The organism is Actinoallomurus acanthiterrae (genome assembly GCF_054775715.1).
The window spans coordinates 6,139,614-6,154,379 of record NZ_BAAHCO010000001.1 but is presented as its reverse complement, the minus strand read 5'-3'; the positions used below and the strand labels follow the sequence as shown (position 1 = coordinate 6,154,379).

Annotated in this window: 13 protein-coding genes; 5 read left to right on the top strand and 8 right to left on the bottom strand. The window is 73.0% G+C overall.

Annotated elements, in window-relative coordinates:
* Window positions 1-25: 25 nt before the first annotated feature.
* From ACYVF7_RS29230 to ACYVF7_RS29220, 3 genes are all read right to left on the bottom strand, one after another.
* Window positions 26-781 carry a nuclease-related domain-containing protein gene (locus ACYVF7_RS29230; protein WP_460347073.1) on the bottom strand — a complete coding sequence of 252 codons (756 nt, stop codon included), beginning with the start codon at window positions 779-781 and terminating at the stop codon, window positions 26-28.
* A 327-nt stretch (window positions 782-1,108) separates the two neighbouring features.
* A complete protein-coding gene (locus ACYVF7_RS29225; RefSeq protein ID WP_460347071.1) occupies window positions 1,109-1,723 on the bottom strand; it encodes a MarC family protein in 615 nt (204 codons plus the stop codon).
* 312 nt (window positions 1,724-2,035) lie between these two features.
* The gene (locus ACYVF7_RS29220) at window positions 2,036-2,575 is read right to left on the bottom strand and encodes a MarR family winged helix-turn-helix transcriptional regulator (RefSeq protein ID WP_460347069.1); all 540 of its coding nucleotides are present in this window, start codon (window positions 2,573-2,575) and stop codon (window positions 2,036-2,038) included.
* A 105-nt stretch (window positions 2,576-2,680) separates the two neighbouring features.
* On the opposite strand from ACYVF7_RS29220, the gene ACYVF7_RS29215 reads away from it, so the two are divergent.
* From ACYVF7_RS29215 to ACYVF7_RS29205, 3 genes are read left to right on the top strand one after another with little or no spacing between them, the layout of a single operon-like run.
* Window positions 2,681-4,171, top strand: coding sequence for an MFS transporter (locus ACYVF7_RS29215; protein ID WP_460347067.1), 1,491 nt, complete (start codon window positions 2,681-2,683; stop codon window positions 4,169-4,171).
* Window positions 4,164-6,122 carry a DEAD/DEAH box helicase gene (locus tag ACYVF7_RS29210; RefSeq protein WP_460347065.1) on the top strand — a complete coding sequence of 653 codons (1,959 nt, stop codon included), beginning with the start codon at window positions 4,164-4,166 and terminating at the stop codon, window positions 6,120-6,122. The genes ACYVF7_RS29215 and ACYVF7_RS29210 overlap by 8 nt, the downstream gene beginning before the upstream one ends.
* Window positions 6,122-6,703 (top strand): SWIM zinc finger family protein, encoded by a 582-nt coding sequence (locus ACYVF7_RS29205; RefSeq protein ID WP_460347063.1) that lies wholly within the window; start codon window positions 6,122-6,124, stop codon window positions 6,701-6,703. Before ACYVF7_RS29210 ends, ACYVF7_RS29205 begins: the two co-directional genes overlap by 1 nt.
* Before the next feature lie 130 nt (window positions 6,704-6,833).
* Here ACYVF7_RS29205 and ACYVF7_RS29200 read toward each other — a convergent pair whose 3' ends face one another.
* Both ACYVF7_RS29200 and ACYVF7_RS29195 read right to left on the bottom strand, forming a co-directional pair.
* Window positions 6,834-7,649, bottom strand: coding sequence for an alpha/beta fold hydrolase (locus ACYVF7_RS29200; protein ID WP_460347061.1), 816 nt, complete (start codon window positions 7,647-7,649; stop codon window positions 6,834-6,836).
* 65 nt (window positions 7,650-7,714) lie between these two features.
* Window positions 7,715-8,095, bottom strand: coding sequence for an ArsR/SmtB family transcription factor (locus ACYVF7_RS29195; RefSeq protein WP_460347059.1), 381 nt, complete (start codon window positions 8,093-8,095; stop codon window positions 7,715-7,717).
* A gap of 112 nt (window positions 8,096-8,207) precedes the next feature.
* Here ACYVF7_RS29195 and ACYVF7_RS29190 point away from each other — a divergent pair, with 112 nt between their 5' ends.
* Window positions 8,208-9,443, top strand: a complete 1,236-nt coding sequence (locus tag ACYVF7_RS29190; protein ID WP_460347057.1) for an MFS transporter — start codon at window positions 8,208-8,210, stop codon at window positions 9,441-9,443.
* A gap of 5 nt (window positions 9,444-9,448) precedes the next feature.
* Here the strand turns inward: ACYVF7_RS29190 and ACYVF7_RS29185 are convergent, their stop codons facing one another.
* Window positions 9,449-11,986 (bottom strand): hypothetical protein, encoded by a 2,538-nt coding sequence (locus ACYVF7_RS29185; protein ID WP_460347055.1) that lies wholly within the window; start codon window positions 11,984-11,986, stop codon window positions 9,449-9,451.
* 91 nt (window positions 11,987-12,077) lie between these two features.
* Here ACYVF7_RS29185 and ACYVF7_RS29180 point away from each other — a divergent pair, with 91 nt between their 5' ends.
* On the top strand, window positions 12,078-13,055 hold the full coding sequence (locus ACYVF7_RS29180; RefSeq protein ID WP_460347053.1) for an EamA family transporter: 978 nt from the start codon (window positions 12,078-12,080) through the stop codon (window positions 13,053-13,055).
* Here ACYVF7_RS29180 and ACYVF7_RS29175 read toward each other — a convergent pair.
* Both ACYVF7_RS29175 and ACYVF7_RS29170 read right to left on the bottom strand, forming a co-directional pair.
* Window positions 13,036-13,773, bottom strand: coding sequence for an ABC transporter permease (locus ACYVF7_RS29175; RefSeq protein WP_460347051.1), 738 nt, complete (start codon window positions 13,771-13,773; stop codon window positions 13,036-13,038). The two genes, ACYVF7_RS29180 and ACYVF7_RS29175, sit on opposite strands and share 20 nt — an antisense overlap.
* Window positions 13,763-14,695 carry an ATP-binding cassette domain-containing protein gene (locus ACYVF7_RS29170; RefSeq protein WP_460347049.1) on the bottom strand — a complete coding sequence of 311 codons (933 nt, stop codon included), beginning with the start codon at window positions 14,693-14,695 and terminating at the stop codon, window positions 13,763-13,765. Before ACYVF7_RS29170 ends, ACYVF7_RS29175 begins: the two co-directional genes overlap by 11 nt.
* Between the last annotated feature and the right edge of the window lie 71 nt (window positions 14,696-14,766).

Genomic DNA, 14,766 nt, shown 5'->3' with positions numbered 1-14,766 from the left:
CGTGGCACACCTCGCCGGGCGGCGGTCAGCGGACGACGATCGCCTGGCTGCTGATCGGCAGTCGATGCGCCGCTTCGGCGATGGTCGCCACCTGCTCGGGGGAGAAGCGGATGCGCTGGCGCCGGATCCAGCCGGGCAGACGGTGCAGGCGGATGAGCGTGACGCCCTCGGCCTCGACGAGGCGCTTGGCGAGATGACCGCCGTGGATGACGGCGACGGCTTCGACGACGACCTCGCCGCCGAGCCGGTCGGCCAGCATCGTGGCGGTGGCGTCGGCGCGTTCGCGCAGCGCGGCGGCCATCTTGGTGCCGGATCGCTTGTCGACGAACAGGGTGTCCTGGTAGGCGGCGATGTCGGTGTCCGGGGAGACGGCCCGGTTGTCGATCAGCAGCACACCGGTGGGGCCGATCACCAGATGGTCGATCTGCCCGCGCCCTGGGATCTTCCTGCCCTGCAGGACGCGGTATCCGCGCCAGTCGAGGGCGAGGCGCAGGACGGTGGAGGTGCGGCGCTCGCCGCGTTGCCCCTTACGCCAGACGCTGGACGCCATCCGCTGACGCAGGTAGTAGAGGGCGTCCGCCAGGGCGATCACCGCGGCGGCCACCAGCCCGAACCAGACGTCGACGAGGACCGTGCCGACCACCAGGCCGAGGGCGGCGAGCCCGCCGCGCACCTGGAGCCGCCGCCGCTTCCCCTGCGCCCAGAGTTGCTCGTGCACCGCCTGGGGCGACCCGCCGGTCAGCGCCGGGTTGTCCGGAACATAGATCGACCGACCGAACATCGCGCGACCCTTTCGCTCGTGGGAGTTTATTATCCCGTGATCCGAGCGGGCGAACTAGATGGGTGACAACGTTCAATACAAAAGTAACAAATGAAAATTTCATGACAGCGTGCGGGTGGGCTTGCATGCAACCTGCAGCTCGGGTCTCAGCTGCATGGACGGGTGCCGGGGTGTCGATTGCGGTACGGTCCCGGACGGCCGTGGCAGACGATGAAGACGAAAGCATACTGCCATTCTGTCCGGCGAATGCAGCGGTCCTGAGATCAGCGGAATATCGCCGTTTCTTAGGCGGGCGATCCCGACGGCCGCCGCCGATTCGGCGGCGACTCAGGGACGATTCGATCGCGCGATGACGCCCATTCCCTCCAGGCCGACGATCAGCAACTCCACCCCGACGGCCGCCAGCAGCAGCCCGAGAAGACGGCCGGCGACCTCGATCCAGGTACGCGGCACTCGGTGCAGCACGTACGTGAGGGCCAGCATCGTCAGCAGGTTGCTCGCGGCGACGGCCACATAGGCCGAGGCGACGAGCGCCGACCAGACCCATCCCTTATGGGTGACCGCCAGCACGATGATCGACGTCATCGCGAGCGGGCTGACGACGTAGGGGAGCAGCAGGGCCATGAAGCCGTCGGCCGGCGACCCGGCCGGCGTTTCGGTGTGGCCGTCGAGGACGAGCCGCAGGGCGTACACGAAGAAGATCGCACCGCCGGCGATCTCGACGTCCGCATGCCCGATGTGGAACAGGTGCAGCAACGGGTCGGCGGTCATGGCCACCACGACGCCGCACAGCATCGCGGTGACGGTGGTCCGTACGGCCAGGTGACGCAGTGCGCGGCGATCGCGGCCCTCGGCGAGCCGGGCGAAGCTCAGGACGACCTTCGGGGGTCCGGCCACCGCGATGAGGACGGCGAAGACGTCCCAGAGGTCCAAGCGCCACATCCCGGCGTCATGCCTGGTCGGGGGCGTGCGCAAACCTCCAGGGCGACCGCCGCGCCGCGCGGGCCGTGCAGGCCGTCACGCCGTACGGACCGGCGGGCCGCGTGGACCGTCACACCGGGCCGTCACGCCGTGCGTGGCGTCACGCCATGTGGACCGGCAGGCCGCTGCGGGCCATTACGGCGAAATCCGCTGGCCGGTCCGCGCGTCGACCGCCAGCCGTTCGGTGAGCGCTCGCGCCCACAGCGGTGCCGGGCCGCGCCCGCCCTTCATCACGAGCCGGTGGCCGCGCGAGGACGGGTCACGCCTTCATCGTCACTCGCGGGCGTCCGGAACGGAAGACCCCGGACCGCCCTGAGGCCGGCGGGTGTCCGCCCGCAACCTGGCGACCTCGGCTCGCGCGCTCTCGCGCCCCGCCTCGACGAAGGTCAGCAGGGACTGCAGTTGAGCGTCGTCGAAGGTCGCGAGCATTTCGTGGGTGCGGTCGGTCAGTCCGGCGTAGTAGTCGGCGATCCGCTTCAGGCCTTCCGGCGTCGGCTCGATGAGCACCTTGCGCCGGTCTCGGGGGTCGGGACTCCGGCGTACGCAGCCGGCGGCGTCCAGCCGGTCGATCATGCGCGAGACCGACCCCGGCGTCAGGCCGACCCGCTCGGCGAGGACGGCGGCGGTGGTCGGCCCGCCCCGGTTGAGGGCGTGCAGGCAGTGGAGGTCGCTGGCCACGACGCCCATCCGCTCGGCGATCAGGTCGTTGAGCTGGACGATCGCGTCCACCCAGTCCGGCAGGGCGTGGACGATCCGTTCGGCCGCGCCGGCGGCGTCCGTCCGGGCGCCAAGGCCCGGTTCCCGCTTGGTCATTTGGAGGCGACTCGATTCTTAGACTATGTTGCGCGACGCAATCATTGTGCGGCGCAACAAGTGTGCGACGCACGCCCATGCTCTCATCCCACGAGGAGCCGGCCCATGCCGACCACGACCGCCCCCGCCCCGTCCCGGGCCACGCAGGGACGGACTCTGGCCCTGATCGCGCTTCTGCTCGCGGCGTTCATGGATCTCATCGACGTCACGATCCTCAACGTGGTGCTGCCCTCGATCGAGAAGGATCTCGGCGCGAGCCCGGCGCAGTTGCAGTGGATGCTCAGCGGCTACAGCCTGGCCCTGGCGCTGGGCATGATCACCGGGGCCCGGCTCGGCGACATCCTCGGGCACAAGAAGGTCTTCCTCATCGGCGTGAGCGGATTCGCGGCGGCGTCGGCCCTGTGCGGCATGGCGCCCGGCCCGGACCTCCTCGTGGCGGCGCGGGTGCTCCAAGGCCTTGCCGCGGCGATGATGATTCCGCAGGTCCTCTCGCAGATCCAGGTGATGTACGCGCCGCATGAACGGGGTGGCGCGATGGCGGCGTTCTCCGCGCTCTCCGGACTGGCCGCGACGGTGGGGCCGATACTCGGGCCCGCGCTCCTCACCTGGAACCTCGGCGGGCTGGGATGGCGCCTGGTGTTCTGGGTGAACGTTCCGGTGGGCGTGGTCACGGTCATCGCGTGCCTCAGGTCGCTGCCCGAGAGCCGTGCGCGTCACGCGGTGCGCGTCGACGTCACCGGCGTCATCGTCTCGACCGTCGGACTGCTGCTGGTGCTCTACCCGCTCATCGGAGCCTCTGACCAGGGAGATCTGCCGGTGTGGACGTATCCGTCGATCGCGGCGGGTGCGGTCACGCTGGCGGGGTTCTGGGCGCACCAGCGCCGTGTCGGGGCGCGCGGCGGAGATCCGCTGACCCAGGTCTCCCTGTTCCGGTTCCGTTCGGTGTGGGGTGGCCTGCTCGTGCAGTTGCTCTTCTTCATTCCGACCATGGGCTTCTTCCTGGTCGTCATGCAGTTCCTCCAGGTCGGGCTCGGAGCCGGGCCCATGACGGCCGGGCTGACCATCCTGCCCTGGTCGGTCGCGGTGGCGGTCCTGGCTGGCGTCTCCGCGGCGGTGCTCCTGCCCAGGATCGGGCGTGCCACAGTGCAGATCGGGCTCGTCGTGCTGGCAGGGGGATTCGCGGCGATCGCCGTCGTGGCCGGCGGGGCCACCTCCCATACGGGGTGGACCGACCTCATCTGGGGCGTCGTGATCGGCGGCGCCGGCATGGGACTGATCGTCGCGCCGCTGGCCCAGCTGACGCTGGGCGACGTGCCCGTCGGCGACGCGGGGTCGGGGTCCGCGCTGTTCAACACCGTGACCCAGCTGGCGGCGGCCGTGGGCGTGGCGATCATCGGCACGTTCTTCTTCGCCCGTGTCCGCGGCCTGAACGGCGTGAGCCCACGCGCCGTTCTCGCCGATCGCTTCGGCGACGCGCTGGCGGCCTCACTCTGGCTGGCGACTGGTCTGCTGGCCGTCGCGTTCGCCGCCACCTTCCTGCTGCCGCGCCGGCCGAGCGGCGTGGCTCCGAGCGGAGGTGCGCCGTCCGATGACTGATCTGGTGGGCGGAGCGGCTCGCGAGGCGGCGCGGCGCTCCCGCCACGCGTCCACGCGAGAGGCGGGTCGTCTCGGCGTCCTCCAGGCGACCTTCATCCCTGAAGAGAGCGCCATGGCCTGGTGGGGCGTGCGAGAATCGACGGACCTGCTCGCGGAGACCGGACTCCCGCCCGGGCGGCCGGCGGTCTGCCGGTTCGCCGTCCCCGTCACGGACGGTGCGGCGACGGCGATCGCCCCGCGGGAGGTGCCCGTACGCCTCGCCGACCTCGACGGCGCGCTTCCGGCCCTGCGCGCACTCGATCGGCGGCACCGGGCCGAGACCGCTCTCGGCGCCTCCGTATGGGCGTGGCGGGACGCGGCGCTGCTGGCCGGCGACGACCGGGACGAGGACGAGTTCGGAGCGCTGGCCGCCCGCATGCCCACGGCGGCGCACTGCGTGCTGGACGCGGACGGCACGGCGATCAGCTCGGCACCGGCCCTGCTGCGGAGGTTCCGGCAGATGGTCCGCACCCACCGCGAGCTGGGTGCGGCGGCGGTACGGGCGGACCTGCGGCCGTACCAGATCACCGGCGTCGCCTGGCTCCGGGCGCTCCCCGAGACCGGCGGGGGAGGGATCCTGGCGGACGAGATGGGGCTCGGCAAGACCCTGCAGGCCATCTGCCTGCTGGCGACCCGGCAGGGACCCCGGGCGACCGGCCCGCACCTGATCGTCTGCCCGACCTCGGTCGTCGGCAACTGGGCGCGTGAGCTGGCCCGTTTCGCGCCTGCGATCCCGGTCATCGGGCATCACGGTCCGGGGCGCGGACTGCCGGATCCGGTCCCGCCGGGCACCGCGGTCATCACCAGCTACAGCGTCCTGCGCGCCGACGCCGCGACGCTGACGCAGATCTCCTGGGACGTCGCGGTGTTCGATGAGGCGCAGCAGATCAAGAATCCGGAGGCCCTCGCGACGAGGACCGCCGCCCGGATCCCGGCCGGGCTCCGCGTGGCGATGACCGGCACGCCGGTCGAGAACCGCCTCGACGAGCTGTGGTCGATCCTCAACGTGACCAATCCCGGACTGCTGGGCGGCCGGGCGCGGTTCCGGCAGCGGTTCGGCGTGCCGATCGAACAGCGCCGCTCGGCGCCGGCCGCCAAGAGGCTCGGCGCCCTGGTGGCACCGTACGTCCTGCGCCGCACGAAGTCCGACGTCGCCGCCGACCTGCCGCCGAAACAGTTCGTCACGGTCGCCTGCTCGCTGACCGGGGAGCAGGCGCGCCTGTACCGGGACGCCGTGGACCGGGCGTTCGCGGACGGCCTGGGAACAGGGGTGGCACGCCGGGGTCGTGTGCTGGCCCTGCTCACCTCGCTCAAGCAGATCTGCAACCATCCGGCGCAGTTCCTCGGCGACGACGGAGAACTGGCCGGCCGGTCCGGCAAACTCGACCGGGTCACCGAGATGCTGTCGGAGATCGTCGAGGACGACGACCGTGCTCTGGTCTTCACCCAGTACCGCGTGATGGGCGAACTCCTGGTCCGTCACCTCACCGACGTTCTCGGGACGCCGGTTCCGTTCCTGCACGGAGGCCTCGACGTACGGCGGCGCGACGCACTCGTCCACGCCTTCCAGTCCGACGACGCCGCGCCGCCCGTCCTGCTGTTGAGCCTGCGGGCCGCCGGCTTCGGGCTGAACCTCACCCGGGCCGGACACGTCGTCCACTACGACCGATGGTGGAACCCGGCGGTCGAGGACCAGGCCACCGACCGGGCCCACCGCATCGGCCGGCGCGGGCCGCTCACCGTGCACACGCTCGTCACCGGAGGCACCGTCGAGGAGCACATCGCCCGCCTGCACGACACGAAACGCGCGCTCGCCGGCGCCGTGTCCGGGGACGCCGCAGCGACCCTCGCCGAACTGCCCGACGAGCGCCTCCGGGCCGTGCTGGCGCTCGGAGAGGAGGGGGTGCTCTGATGCCCGCCGAGTTCGGCGCCACCCCGTGGGGGAGGGCCTGGCTGCGGACGGTCGAGCCGACGACGGTCGCCCGGCCGAACCCGCTGCTGCCGAGGGCCCGCAGCCTCGCGCGGAACGCCGCCGTCACCCTCCGCACGGCCGAGGCCGGACGGCTCGACGCGGAGGTGAGCGCCCGTGGCGTCGTCCACCGCGTCGCGATCGAGTTCCCCTGCTGGAACGACGAACTGAGCGCCGAGGTCGCCGGTCTCGTGGCCGACGCGGCACCGGTGCCCGGGGACCTGCCCGTCGGACTCGAGGCGGCCCTGACGAATCGGGGCGCCGACATCGCGGCTCCCACCGGTGATCGGGTCGCCGACTGCGGATGCGGGGCGGGTGACGGCCCGTGCGCGCACGTCCTGGCCGTCCTGTACGCACTGGTCCAGCGCATCGACGAGACGCCCGCGCTCGCCGTCGCGTTGCGCTGCCGCGCGCCCTTCCAGGCGGCGGCCGATCCGGACTGGATCCCGCTGCGCGACGTCCCGGTCGAGGGCTTCTACGAAACCCGAACCGGTCGGCCGGAGCTGCCCGTCAACGGGACCTGAGCCGGTCGGCCGGGCCTGCCCCCTGGGTCGGCCGGGGCCGCCCTCCAGCGGGATCTGGGCGGCCGGGGCCGCCCTGCAACGAACCCCGGGCCGATCGGCCCGAGCCGCCTGTCCGCAGAATTCGAGCCGGTCAGCCGGAGCTACTCTCCAACGAGGCCTGCGCCGGGCGGCCCGAGCTGCCCTCAAGGAGTACCCGGGCCACCAGTCGCGGGTCGTCGGCCATCGGGACGTGCCCGCACCCTTGAAGCCAGACGAACCGGGCGTGCGGCAGCGTCTGCTGGGCGCGGACGGCCTGGCCGGACCGCAGGAGCCGGTCCCGGGTTCCCCAGGCGATCGTCACCGGGACGTCCTGGACCTTGCCGCGGAACGTCGACCGGCGGCCGGCGCGCAGGGTCGGCTCGAACCCGGGCGCGCCGCGCAGCGCGGCGGCGTCGGCCAGCAGCGTGTCGATCGCGATGAGGTCCGGCCGACCGTAGATCATCCCGAACATCAGGGTGCGCAGCCGCGGCGAGCGCGCCAGCCGGCGCACCGTCGCGGCGGGAATCCCGGCGCCGAGGCGGCACGCGCGCAGCACGAGCGCCGCGTACCGGAGCTCGAGCGGCGTGAAGAACCCGGCGGGGGAGAGCGCGGTCACGGAGCGCGCGAGCCCGCGGTCGGCGGCCTCCAACGCGAACAGCCCGCCGAGGGAGTTCCCGGCGACGTGTGGGCGGTCGAGGCCGAGCCGGTCGATGAACTCTCGCAGCACGGTGACCACGCTGTCGAGGCCGTACGGGGTGCCGGGCGGGAGCGGCGGCGACGCGCCGAAGCCGGGCAGGTCCACCGCGATGACGTCGCGTTCCTTGGCGAGCAGGTCGATCACCGGCTCCCAGGCCTGCCAGCGGTGGCCGATGCCGTGCATGAGCAGCAGGGGCGGGCCGTCGCCCCGTCGTTCGAAGACGATGTCCACGCGCCGAGCGTAAGCCGGAAGTTACCGTTCGGTCACTATGACGGTGCTCACTTCTCCCGAGGCGTTCAGCCGGACTCCGGGGACCAGGCGATCACAAGGTCCACCAGGCCGGGGAAGCGGGCGTCCAGGTCCTCGACGCGGACGTGGCTGCGGCGTTCGAGGCCGTACTGGCGTTGCCTGATGACGCCGGCCTCGCGCAGCGCCCGGAAGTGGTGGGTGAGGGAGGACTTCGGCCGGTCCAGGCCGAACCAGCCGCAGGTGTGGTCGAACTCCTCGCGGTCGAGCAGGAGCTTGCGGACGATACGCAACCGCAGCGGGTCGCTCAGCGCGCCCAGCACCGTCTCCAGGCGCAGGTCCTCGACGGCCGGTTCGGGCAGCGGGAGCGGCGTGCCGGGCGGCTCCGGCATCACCGTCACGTTCGCCCTCGTCTGTGCGGTCACGGGCATCGGTGGTTCCCCCTTCGCTCTTGTACGAGTTGAATCGTACAGCCTGCTATGTTCGACTCTGCTCGTACAAGTACGACTTAACTCGTACTGATGCTCGGCGAGAGGAATCTCCATGGCAAGGACCCATCCGGCACGCGTCGACGCGGCGCCCACCCAGGGAGCGCCCGGGAGCCCTCCCACCTGGTGGGTGTGGCCGGCGGCATGGCCGGTGACGGCGGTGTTCGTCCTGTCGAACGCGGCGACGCCGCTGTACGTCCTGTGGCAGCGCGACATCGGCTTCTCCAAGGGCACGCTGACGGTGATCTTCGCCTTCTACATCGTCGGCCTGCTCGGATCGCTGCTGGTCTCGGGCGTGCTGTCCGACCGCGTCGGCCGCAGGTCCGTCCTGCTGCCCGCGCTCGCCCTGGCGATGGCGGCGTGCCTGATCTTTGCGACCGCCTCGACGGTGGCCGCGCTGGTCGTGGCCCGGCTGTTCACCGGCATCGCGGTCGGCGCGGTCGTCTCCGCCGGGATGGCCGCGGTGACCGACGTGGCCGGGCCGCACCGCAAGCGGCTCGCGGCGCTGCTCGCCTCGACCGCGATGGTGTTCGGCGCGGGCCTCGGGCCCTTCCTGGCGGGTGTGCTGTCCGAGACCCTGCCGGCGCCGACCGTCACCGTCTTCATCGTCGAGGCGGCGCTGCTGGCGACGGCGCTCCTGACGGTGCTGCGGATGCCGCTCCGCCGCCCGACGGTTCCGGTGCCGGGCGCTCGCGCCTGGATACGCGTGCCCGGCGTGCCGCGCGGCGACGGTGTCCGGCTGATGCTCGGCATCGCCGTGTTCGGCCCCGGCATCACGGCGACGTCCTTCGTGCTGTCCCTCGGCCCGTCACTGCTCGGCGGGCTGCTGCACACCACCGACCGGGCGCTCGCCGGGGCCATGGCCTTCGGGATGTTCCTGGCCGCCACCGGGGTGCAGTTCGCGGTGCGGCGCCTGCGCAGGCCCACGATCCTGCTCCTCGGAGCGGTCAGCACGACCGCCGCGATGGCCGCTCTCATCACGGCGGTGCACACCTCATCGGTCCCGCCGCTCGTCGCCGCGGCCGTGCTCGCCGGGATGGGCCAGGGCGCGGGTCAGCTCGGCGGCCTGTCACTGCTCAACTCGAGCGTCCCGCCCCAGCGGCTGGCCGAGGCGAACGCGGCGCTCAACGTGGGCGGCTACGTTCCCGCGGGCGCCCTCCCCGTGGCGGCCGGCTACCTCAGCGACGCCATCGGGCTGACCGCCGGCGCGACGATCTTCGGCGCCGTGCTCGCGGCCCTGGCGACCGCCGGAGGCCTGATCGTCCTCGCCGGCCGCCGCCGGATCCGGTGACCCCGTCAGGGCTCGAGTTCGGCGGCGACGCCCTGGAAGTCCTCGATGGACAGGGTCAGGGTGTTCTGGCCCTTGAACACGTGGGTCTCCTCACCCGCCTGGCTGAGGTGGTGGTTGCAGGCCCGGTCGAGGTAGGCCTCGACGAGCCGGGCGTTGGTGAGCCGGCCGCGCCCGCGCAGCGTGGCGAGGTCTCGCCGGGCGACCTGCCAGGCCTCAGGCGCGAGCTTCAGGCGGCGTTCGGCGGCCAGCAGCGCCGCGAGGTGCACGCGGAGCCCGGGGTCGGACAGGTCGGGCAGCCGTACGGTGCGGAAATCGGTGATCAGCTCGGGGGTGGCGTCGGTCAGCTCGCGCAGCCGGCCGGGTGCGCAGGTGGCCGCGAGGGTGGTCTCGCTGACGCCCTCGACCCGCGCCCGGTAGAGCGCGGAGGCGTACGCCGCGCCGCGGTCGTCGTCGAGGACGACCGTGTCCAGACCCTCGATGAGGAGTGTCTGGCCGTTGTACTCGGCGAGGCGCTCGCGGAGCCGCCGGGGGTCGATCTCGGCGAGCTCGTCGGCGAGCAGCGTGTGAACCTCGCCGCTGCCCGCACCGACCTCGGCCAGCGCCCGGGCGATCATGCGGGTGAGGCGGCGCTGGCCGGAGGACAGCTCGCCGACCAGCAGCACCGACGGCCAGGACGCGCTGGAGACCTCCTGTCCGCGGAGGCTGAGCGCCCAGCTGCCGCGTCGCCGCAGCTCCGTCAGCAGCCGCTCGACGTCGTCGGGGCCGGGCAGGAAGCTGATGCCGTACGCCTCCACGAGCTGCGGGCCGGGATCGGGCCGGTACGCCGCCGCGTCGGGCCACGGCGGCGGCGTCGATCCCCCGGCCGCCTGATCACCGGGAGAGATGGAGGTGGGGGGCACCGGATCCGGCGTGACCGAGGTGGGCGGCGCGGCCGAGAAGGGAGCCGTGGGATCGGGCGCGACCGCGGTGGGCTCGGGGACCGGGCCCACGGCAGGAGAGGCCGGCACGACCCCGGGGCCGGGTGCCCCAGGGTTCGAGCTGGGCGGATTGGAAGAAGGTCCGGACACCCCGGGATCGGACGAAGGGCCGGAGGCCGAGGGGAGGGGCTCGGAGGAGGGCCAGGCCGTCGTCGCCGGCTGCGCCGGGGGAGGAGAGTCGGCCTTGCGCTGCTCGGCGAGGTGGGCGCGGGCGGCCTCGATGATCTCCCACGGCGTGAGCGACTCACCGGGGCCTGGATCCGGCCCGGCGGCGACCGTCTTCATCAGCGCCGCCGGGACGGCGAGTCCGGGCCGGGGCGGTGCCACGCCCGCGAGCCGGCACGATGACAGCGCGGCCGCGTAGGACGCGGCCAGCAGACTCCGCAGGATCTGCGGGTCGGCGCCGGAGACCGCGCCGGGCAGCGTGCCGTCGACCGGCCACAGCTCCCGGAGCGGGTTTCCCGGCTGTCCGATCGTCTGCAGGGTGCGGACGCCTTCGGGGTCGAGCCAGGGCAGCACCGCGGCCGCCGTACCGGGGGCGGCGTCGAGGTCGGCGGCCAGCAGGGCGAAGGCGACCCGCCGGGCCTCCGCCGGTCCGGCCGCGGCGGCGGGCAGCGCGGCCGCCGCGGCGGCGAGGTCGTAGCAGGCGAGCCGGAAGTGGTCGCCCGGCGCCGTGTCGCGCAGCAGCGTCACCCGCAGCTCCGGCGGGCAGCGGCGCAGCCACTCCTGCACGATCGCCTGGTCGCCGAACCGCACGCCGGCGTGGTCGCTGGGGACCATCCGCAGGGCGGTGCCGGCCATCGCCGCGAGGGCGTCGGCGCGGGGCCGGAAGGCGGGCTCGCCGCGCAGGGCCTCGGCGGTCTCCCACAGGGCACGCGCGACGTACGAGGCGCCCATGGGGTCGTTGGCCCGCAGCCGTTCGGTGTAGGCGCCGATGATCAACGCGAGCGGAGGCTCCAGGAACCAGCGCGGGCCGTGCGCGGCCGGCGACAGGTGACGGGCGTACAGCCCGACGAGGGGATGGTCGGTGTCGGAGGCGGGAGCGCCCGCGCACCACAGCACCGCGAAGAAGGACGCCGCCACGGGACTGGGGGTGCCCGGCGCGAAGAGCGGATCCTGCATCGGGAACTGGGCGGGATTCGCGCTGGCCGCCGCGGCCACGGTCTGCTGGAGTCGGCCGAGCACGGCGGGGGCCGGCGGCGCGCCGAACAGGCCGTCGCCGGCCAGTGGCCCCGGGGTGAGGTCCGGGCCTGTCGTCAGCAGCGAGGGCGGCACCGGCGGCCGGCCGGCACCCGGCGGGGCGGGCATGACCGCCTGGCGCACGGCGGGGTCGAACGGGGGCGGGCACAGGTGCCAGTTGCCGTCCAGTCCGCAGCGATACCAGCGGCCCCACGCTCCGAACAACCACCACTCACCGGCCCCGGCGAGCATCCGTGACGTGATCGCCTCGGCACGCGCAGGCGGCGGCGCGCCCATCCACCAGGGGGAGGAGGTCATGCCGCGCACGTCTGTCTCGATGGCCGCGAACGGGTCGTTCGGGGGAGCGGCCGGGGCCTGCCAAGTCACGATGCGCATCGTAGTGCGTCACATACGACACCTTTGCAGGGCGTAAGGAGCCTAATGTAGGTTGACTCCTGAAATGGGAGGGGGTGGGGGTGTGGACTCCGCGCGACTCAAGGCGTCCGGACTGGGCTTCGCGATCGTCTCGTCGATCGCCTTCGGCACGTCAGGGCCGCTCGGCAAGGCACTGATCAACGCTGGTTACTCGCCGATGCAGGCGTCGTGGACGCGAGTCGCCGGCACCACGCTGATCCTGGTGCCCCTCGCCCTCCTGCTGCGCGGCCGTGCCGCCGGGCGCGCGGTCCGGGGCCGGTGGCCGCTCCTCCTGCTGTACGGGCTGATGGGCGTGGCGGGCTGTCAGTCGCTGTACTTCGTCGCGGCGTCCCGGCTTCCGGTCGGCGTGGCGATCCTGCTGGAGTTCACCGGGCCCGTCCTCGTCGTCGGGTGGCTGCGGTTCGTCCGGCGGGCCCGGGTGCCCCGGACCGCCGCGGTCGGCGTCGTGATCGCCCTGGTCGGCCTCGCGTGCGTCGTGCAGGTCTGGTCCGGCCTGAGCATGGACCTGCTCGGGCTGCTCGCCGGGCTCGGCGCCGCGGCCTGCCAGGCCGCCTACTTCCTGATCATCGACCAGGTCGGGGACGAGGCCGATCCCCTCGTCATGACGGCCGCCGGTTCCGCCGTCGGCGCGGTGGTGCTGGCCGTCGTCGCGCCGCCGTCGGGGATCCCGTGGCACGTGCTCACCACCGGCGTGCCGTTCGGCGACCGGCTCGCCCCCGGCTGGTTCCTGGTGGCGTGGATCATCGTGGTCAGCACGGTCGTCGCGTACCTCGCCGGGGTCGCCGCCGTCCACCGCCTGTCGGCCCCGGTCGCGGGCGGCGTCGCCTACCTCGAGGCGGTGGCGGCGGGCCTGTTCGCCTGGATCACGCTCGGCGAGCGGCTGAGCCCCACGCAGCTCGCCGGAGGGGCGATCGTGCTGGTCGGCGCGTTCGTCGCCCAGCGGTCGGTCGCCCCCGACGAGCCCGTCGTGGAGCACGTGCCCGCCCTGGAGGGCGCGGGCGTCAGGAGTGTTGACGCGTGAACGTGCGGGTGCCGACCGCCAACGCGGCCACGGCGAACGCCGCCGAGACGCCGAGACCGGCCGCCAGCGTCACCGACGCGTAGTGCCCGGCGAACGCCGCCCGCAGCCCCTCCACGCCGTACCGGAACGGCGTCGCGCGCGACACCGCGTCGAGCCAGCCCGGCGCCGCCGACATCGGCAGCAGCGCGCCGGAGAGCAGCAGTAGCGGAACCACGACCGAGCTGGACAACGGAGCGAACAGCTCCTGCCGCCGGAGCGTCAGGGCGAACGCGTACGACAGCGCGGCCAGGCCGGCGGCCAGCGGCACGAGCAGCGCCAGGCCGATCAGCAGCCCGGCGACGGGCACCCGGAAGCCGAACGCGACGCCGACCGCGATCACGATCACGGCCTGTCCGAGGAGGACGACCGTGTTGGTGAGCACCCGGCCGAGGAGCAGGGCCAGGCGCGAGGCCGGCGTGACGCGGAGCCGTTCGAGGACGCCGAACCGCGCGTCGAAGACGATCCCGAACCCGGCCAGGCCCGCGCTGAGCAGGGAGAGCTGGATCAGCACGCCGGGCACGAAGATCTGCCAGCTGTCGTGCCCGAGATAGGTCCCCAGCAGCGGTCCGAACAGGGCGAGGTTCAGGACGGGCTGCAGCACTCCGAAGACCAGCCCGAGCCACCCGCCCAGCGTGAGCCGCAGCTGGTGGCGGAAGATCAGCCAGATGTCACGCGGCATTGGCGGCCGCCTTTCGCTCGGTGAGGGCCAGGAAGACGTCGTCGAGGGTCGGGCGCGTGTGCTGGATCGACAGCGGCTCCACGCCTGCCGCGTCCAGGGCACGCGTCAGCTCGATCAGGATGCGGTCGCCGGGCTCAACGGTCAGCCGCAGCGTCCGCCCGGTGACGCGCACCTCCCGGACATAGGCCAGGTCGGCGAGCGCCCTCTTGGCCCGGCCGGGATCCCCGGCGATCTCGGTGGTGACGACGTCGCCGGCCAGCCGGGCCTTCAGGTCGTCCGGTGAGCCCTCGTCGACGATGCGCCCCTGGTCGATGATGAGGATCCGGTCGCACAGCGCGTCGGCCTCGTCGAGGTAGTGCGTGGTCAGGAAGACCGTCGTGCCGTGCCGGTCGCGCAGCCGCCGGATGTGCTCCCACAGCGCGCTGCGGCTCTGCGGGTCGAGGCCGGTGGTCGGCTCGTCCAGGAACACCACCGCCGGCCGGTGGACGACGCCGAGCGCGATGTCCAGCCGGCGTTTCTGCCCTCCCGACATCGCTCCGATCACCCGGTCGGCCAGGTCGAACTCCGCGAGCAGATCGCGGGACCGGGAGAGCGCGTCCGGCACGCGGTAAATCCGGGCCTGCAGCACCAGCTCCTGTAGGGCGGTGCACGCGGGATTGGTGCTGCCGCCCTGGGCGACGTAGCCGATCCGGCGCCGTACGCCGACCGGGTCGGCGATCAGGTCGTGCCCGGCCACGGTCGCGCTGCCGGCGGTGGGCCGCAGCAGCGTCGTGAGCATCCGCAGGGTCGTCGTCTTGCCCGCGCCGTTCGGCCCGAGGAAGCCCACGATCTCCCCGGCGCGGACGGTGAGGTCGACGCCGCGTACGGCGTCGGTCCCGGAGAAGGACTTGGCGAGGCCGTGCGCCTCGATGACATGGTCCATGCCGGATAGAGTAACCACAAATTTGGTGTCACACCAAAATTTATGCGACACCAGCGCGGATACCATGGCCC

Coding starts and splice junctions, on each gene's coding strand:
- ACYVF7_RS29230 (WP_460347073.1), bottom strand. CDS start 781: ATGTTCGGTCGGTCGATCTATGTTCCGGACAACCCGGCGCTGACCGGC.
- ACYVF7_RS29225 (WP_460347071.1), bottom strand. CDS start 1,723: ATGTGGCGCTTGGACCTCTGGGACGTCTTCGCCGTCCTCATCGCGGTG.
- ACYVF7_RS29220 (WP_460347069.1), bottom strand. CDS start 2,575: ATGACCAAGCGGGAACCGGGCCTTGGCGCCCGGACGGACGCCGCCGGC.
- ACYVF7_RS29215 (WP_460347067.1), top strand. CDS start 2,681: ATGCCGACCACGACCGCCCCCGCCCCGTCCCGGGCCACGCAGGGACGG.
- ACYVF7_RS29210 (WP_460347065.1), top strand. CDS start 4,164: ATGACTGATCTGGTGGGCGGAGCGGCTCGCGAGGCGGCGCGGCGCTCC.
- ACYVF7_RS29205 (WP_460347063.1), top strand. CDS start 6,122: ATGCCCGCCGAGTTCGGCGCCACCCCGTGGGGGAGGGCCTGGCTGCGG.
- ACYVF7_RS29195 (WP_460347059.1), bottom strand. CDS start 8,095: ATGCCCGTGACCGCACAGACGAGGGCGAACGTGACGGTGATGCCGGAG.
- ACYVF7_RS29190 (WP_460347057.1), top strand. CDS start 8,208: ATGGCAAGGACCCATCCGGCACGCGTCGACGCGGCGCCCACCCAGGGA.
- ACYVF7_RS29175 (WP_460347051.1), bottom strand. CDS start 13,773: ATGCCGCGTGACATCTGGCTGATCTTCCGCCACCAGCTGCGGCTCACG.
- ACYVF7_RS29170 (WP_460347049.1), bottom strand. CDS start 14,695: ATGGACCATGTCATCGAGGCGCACGGCCTCGCCAAGTCCTTCTCCGGG.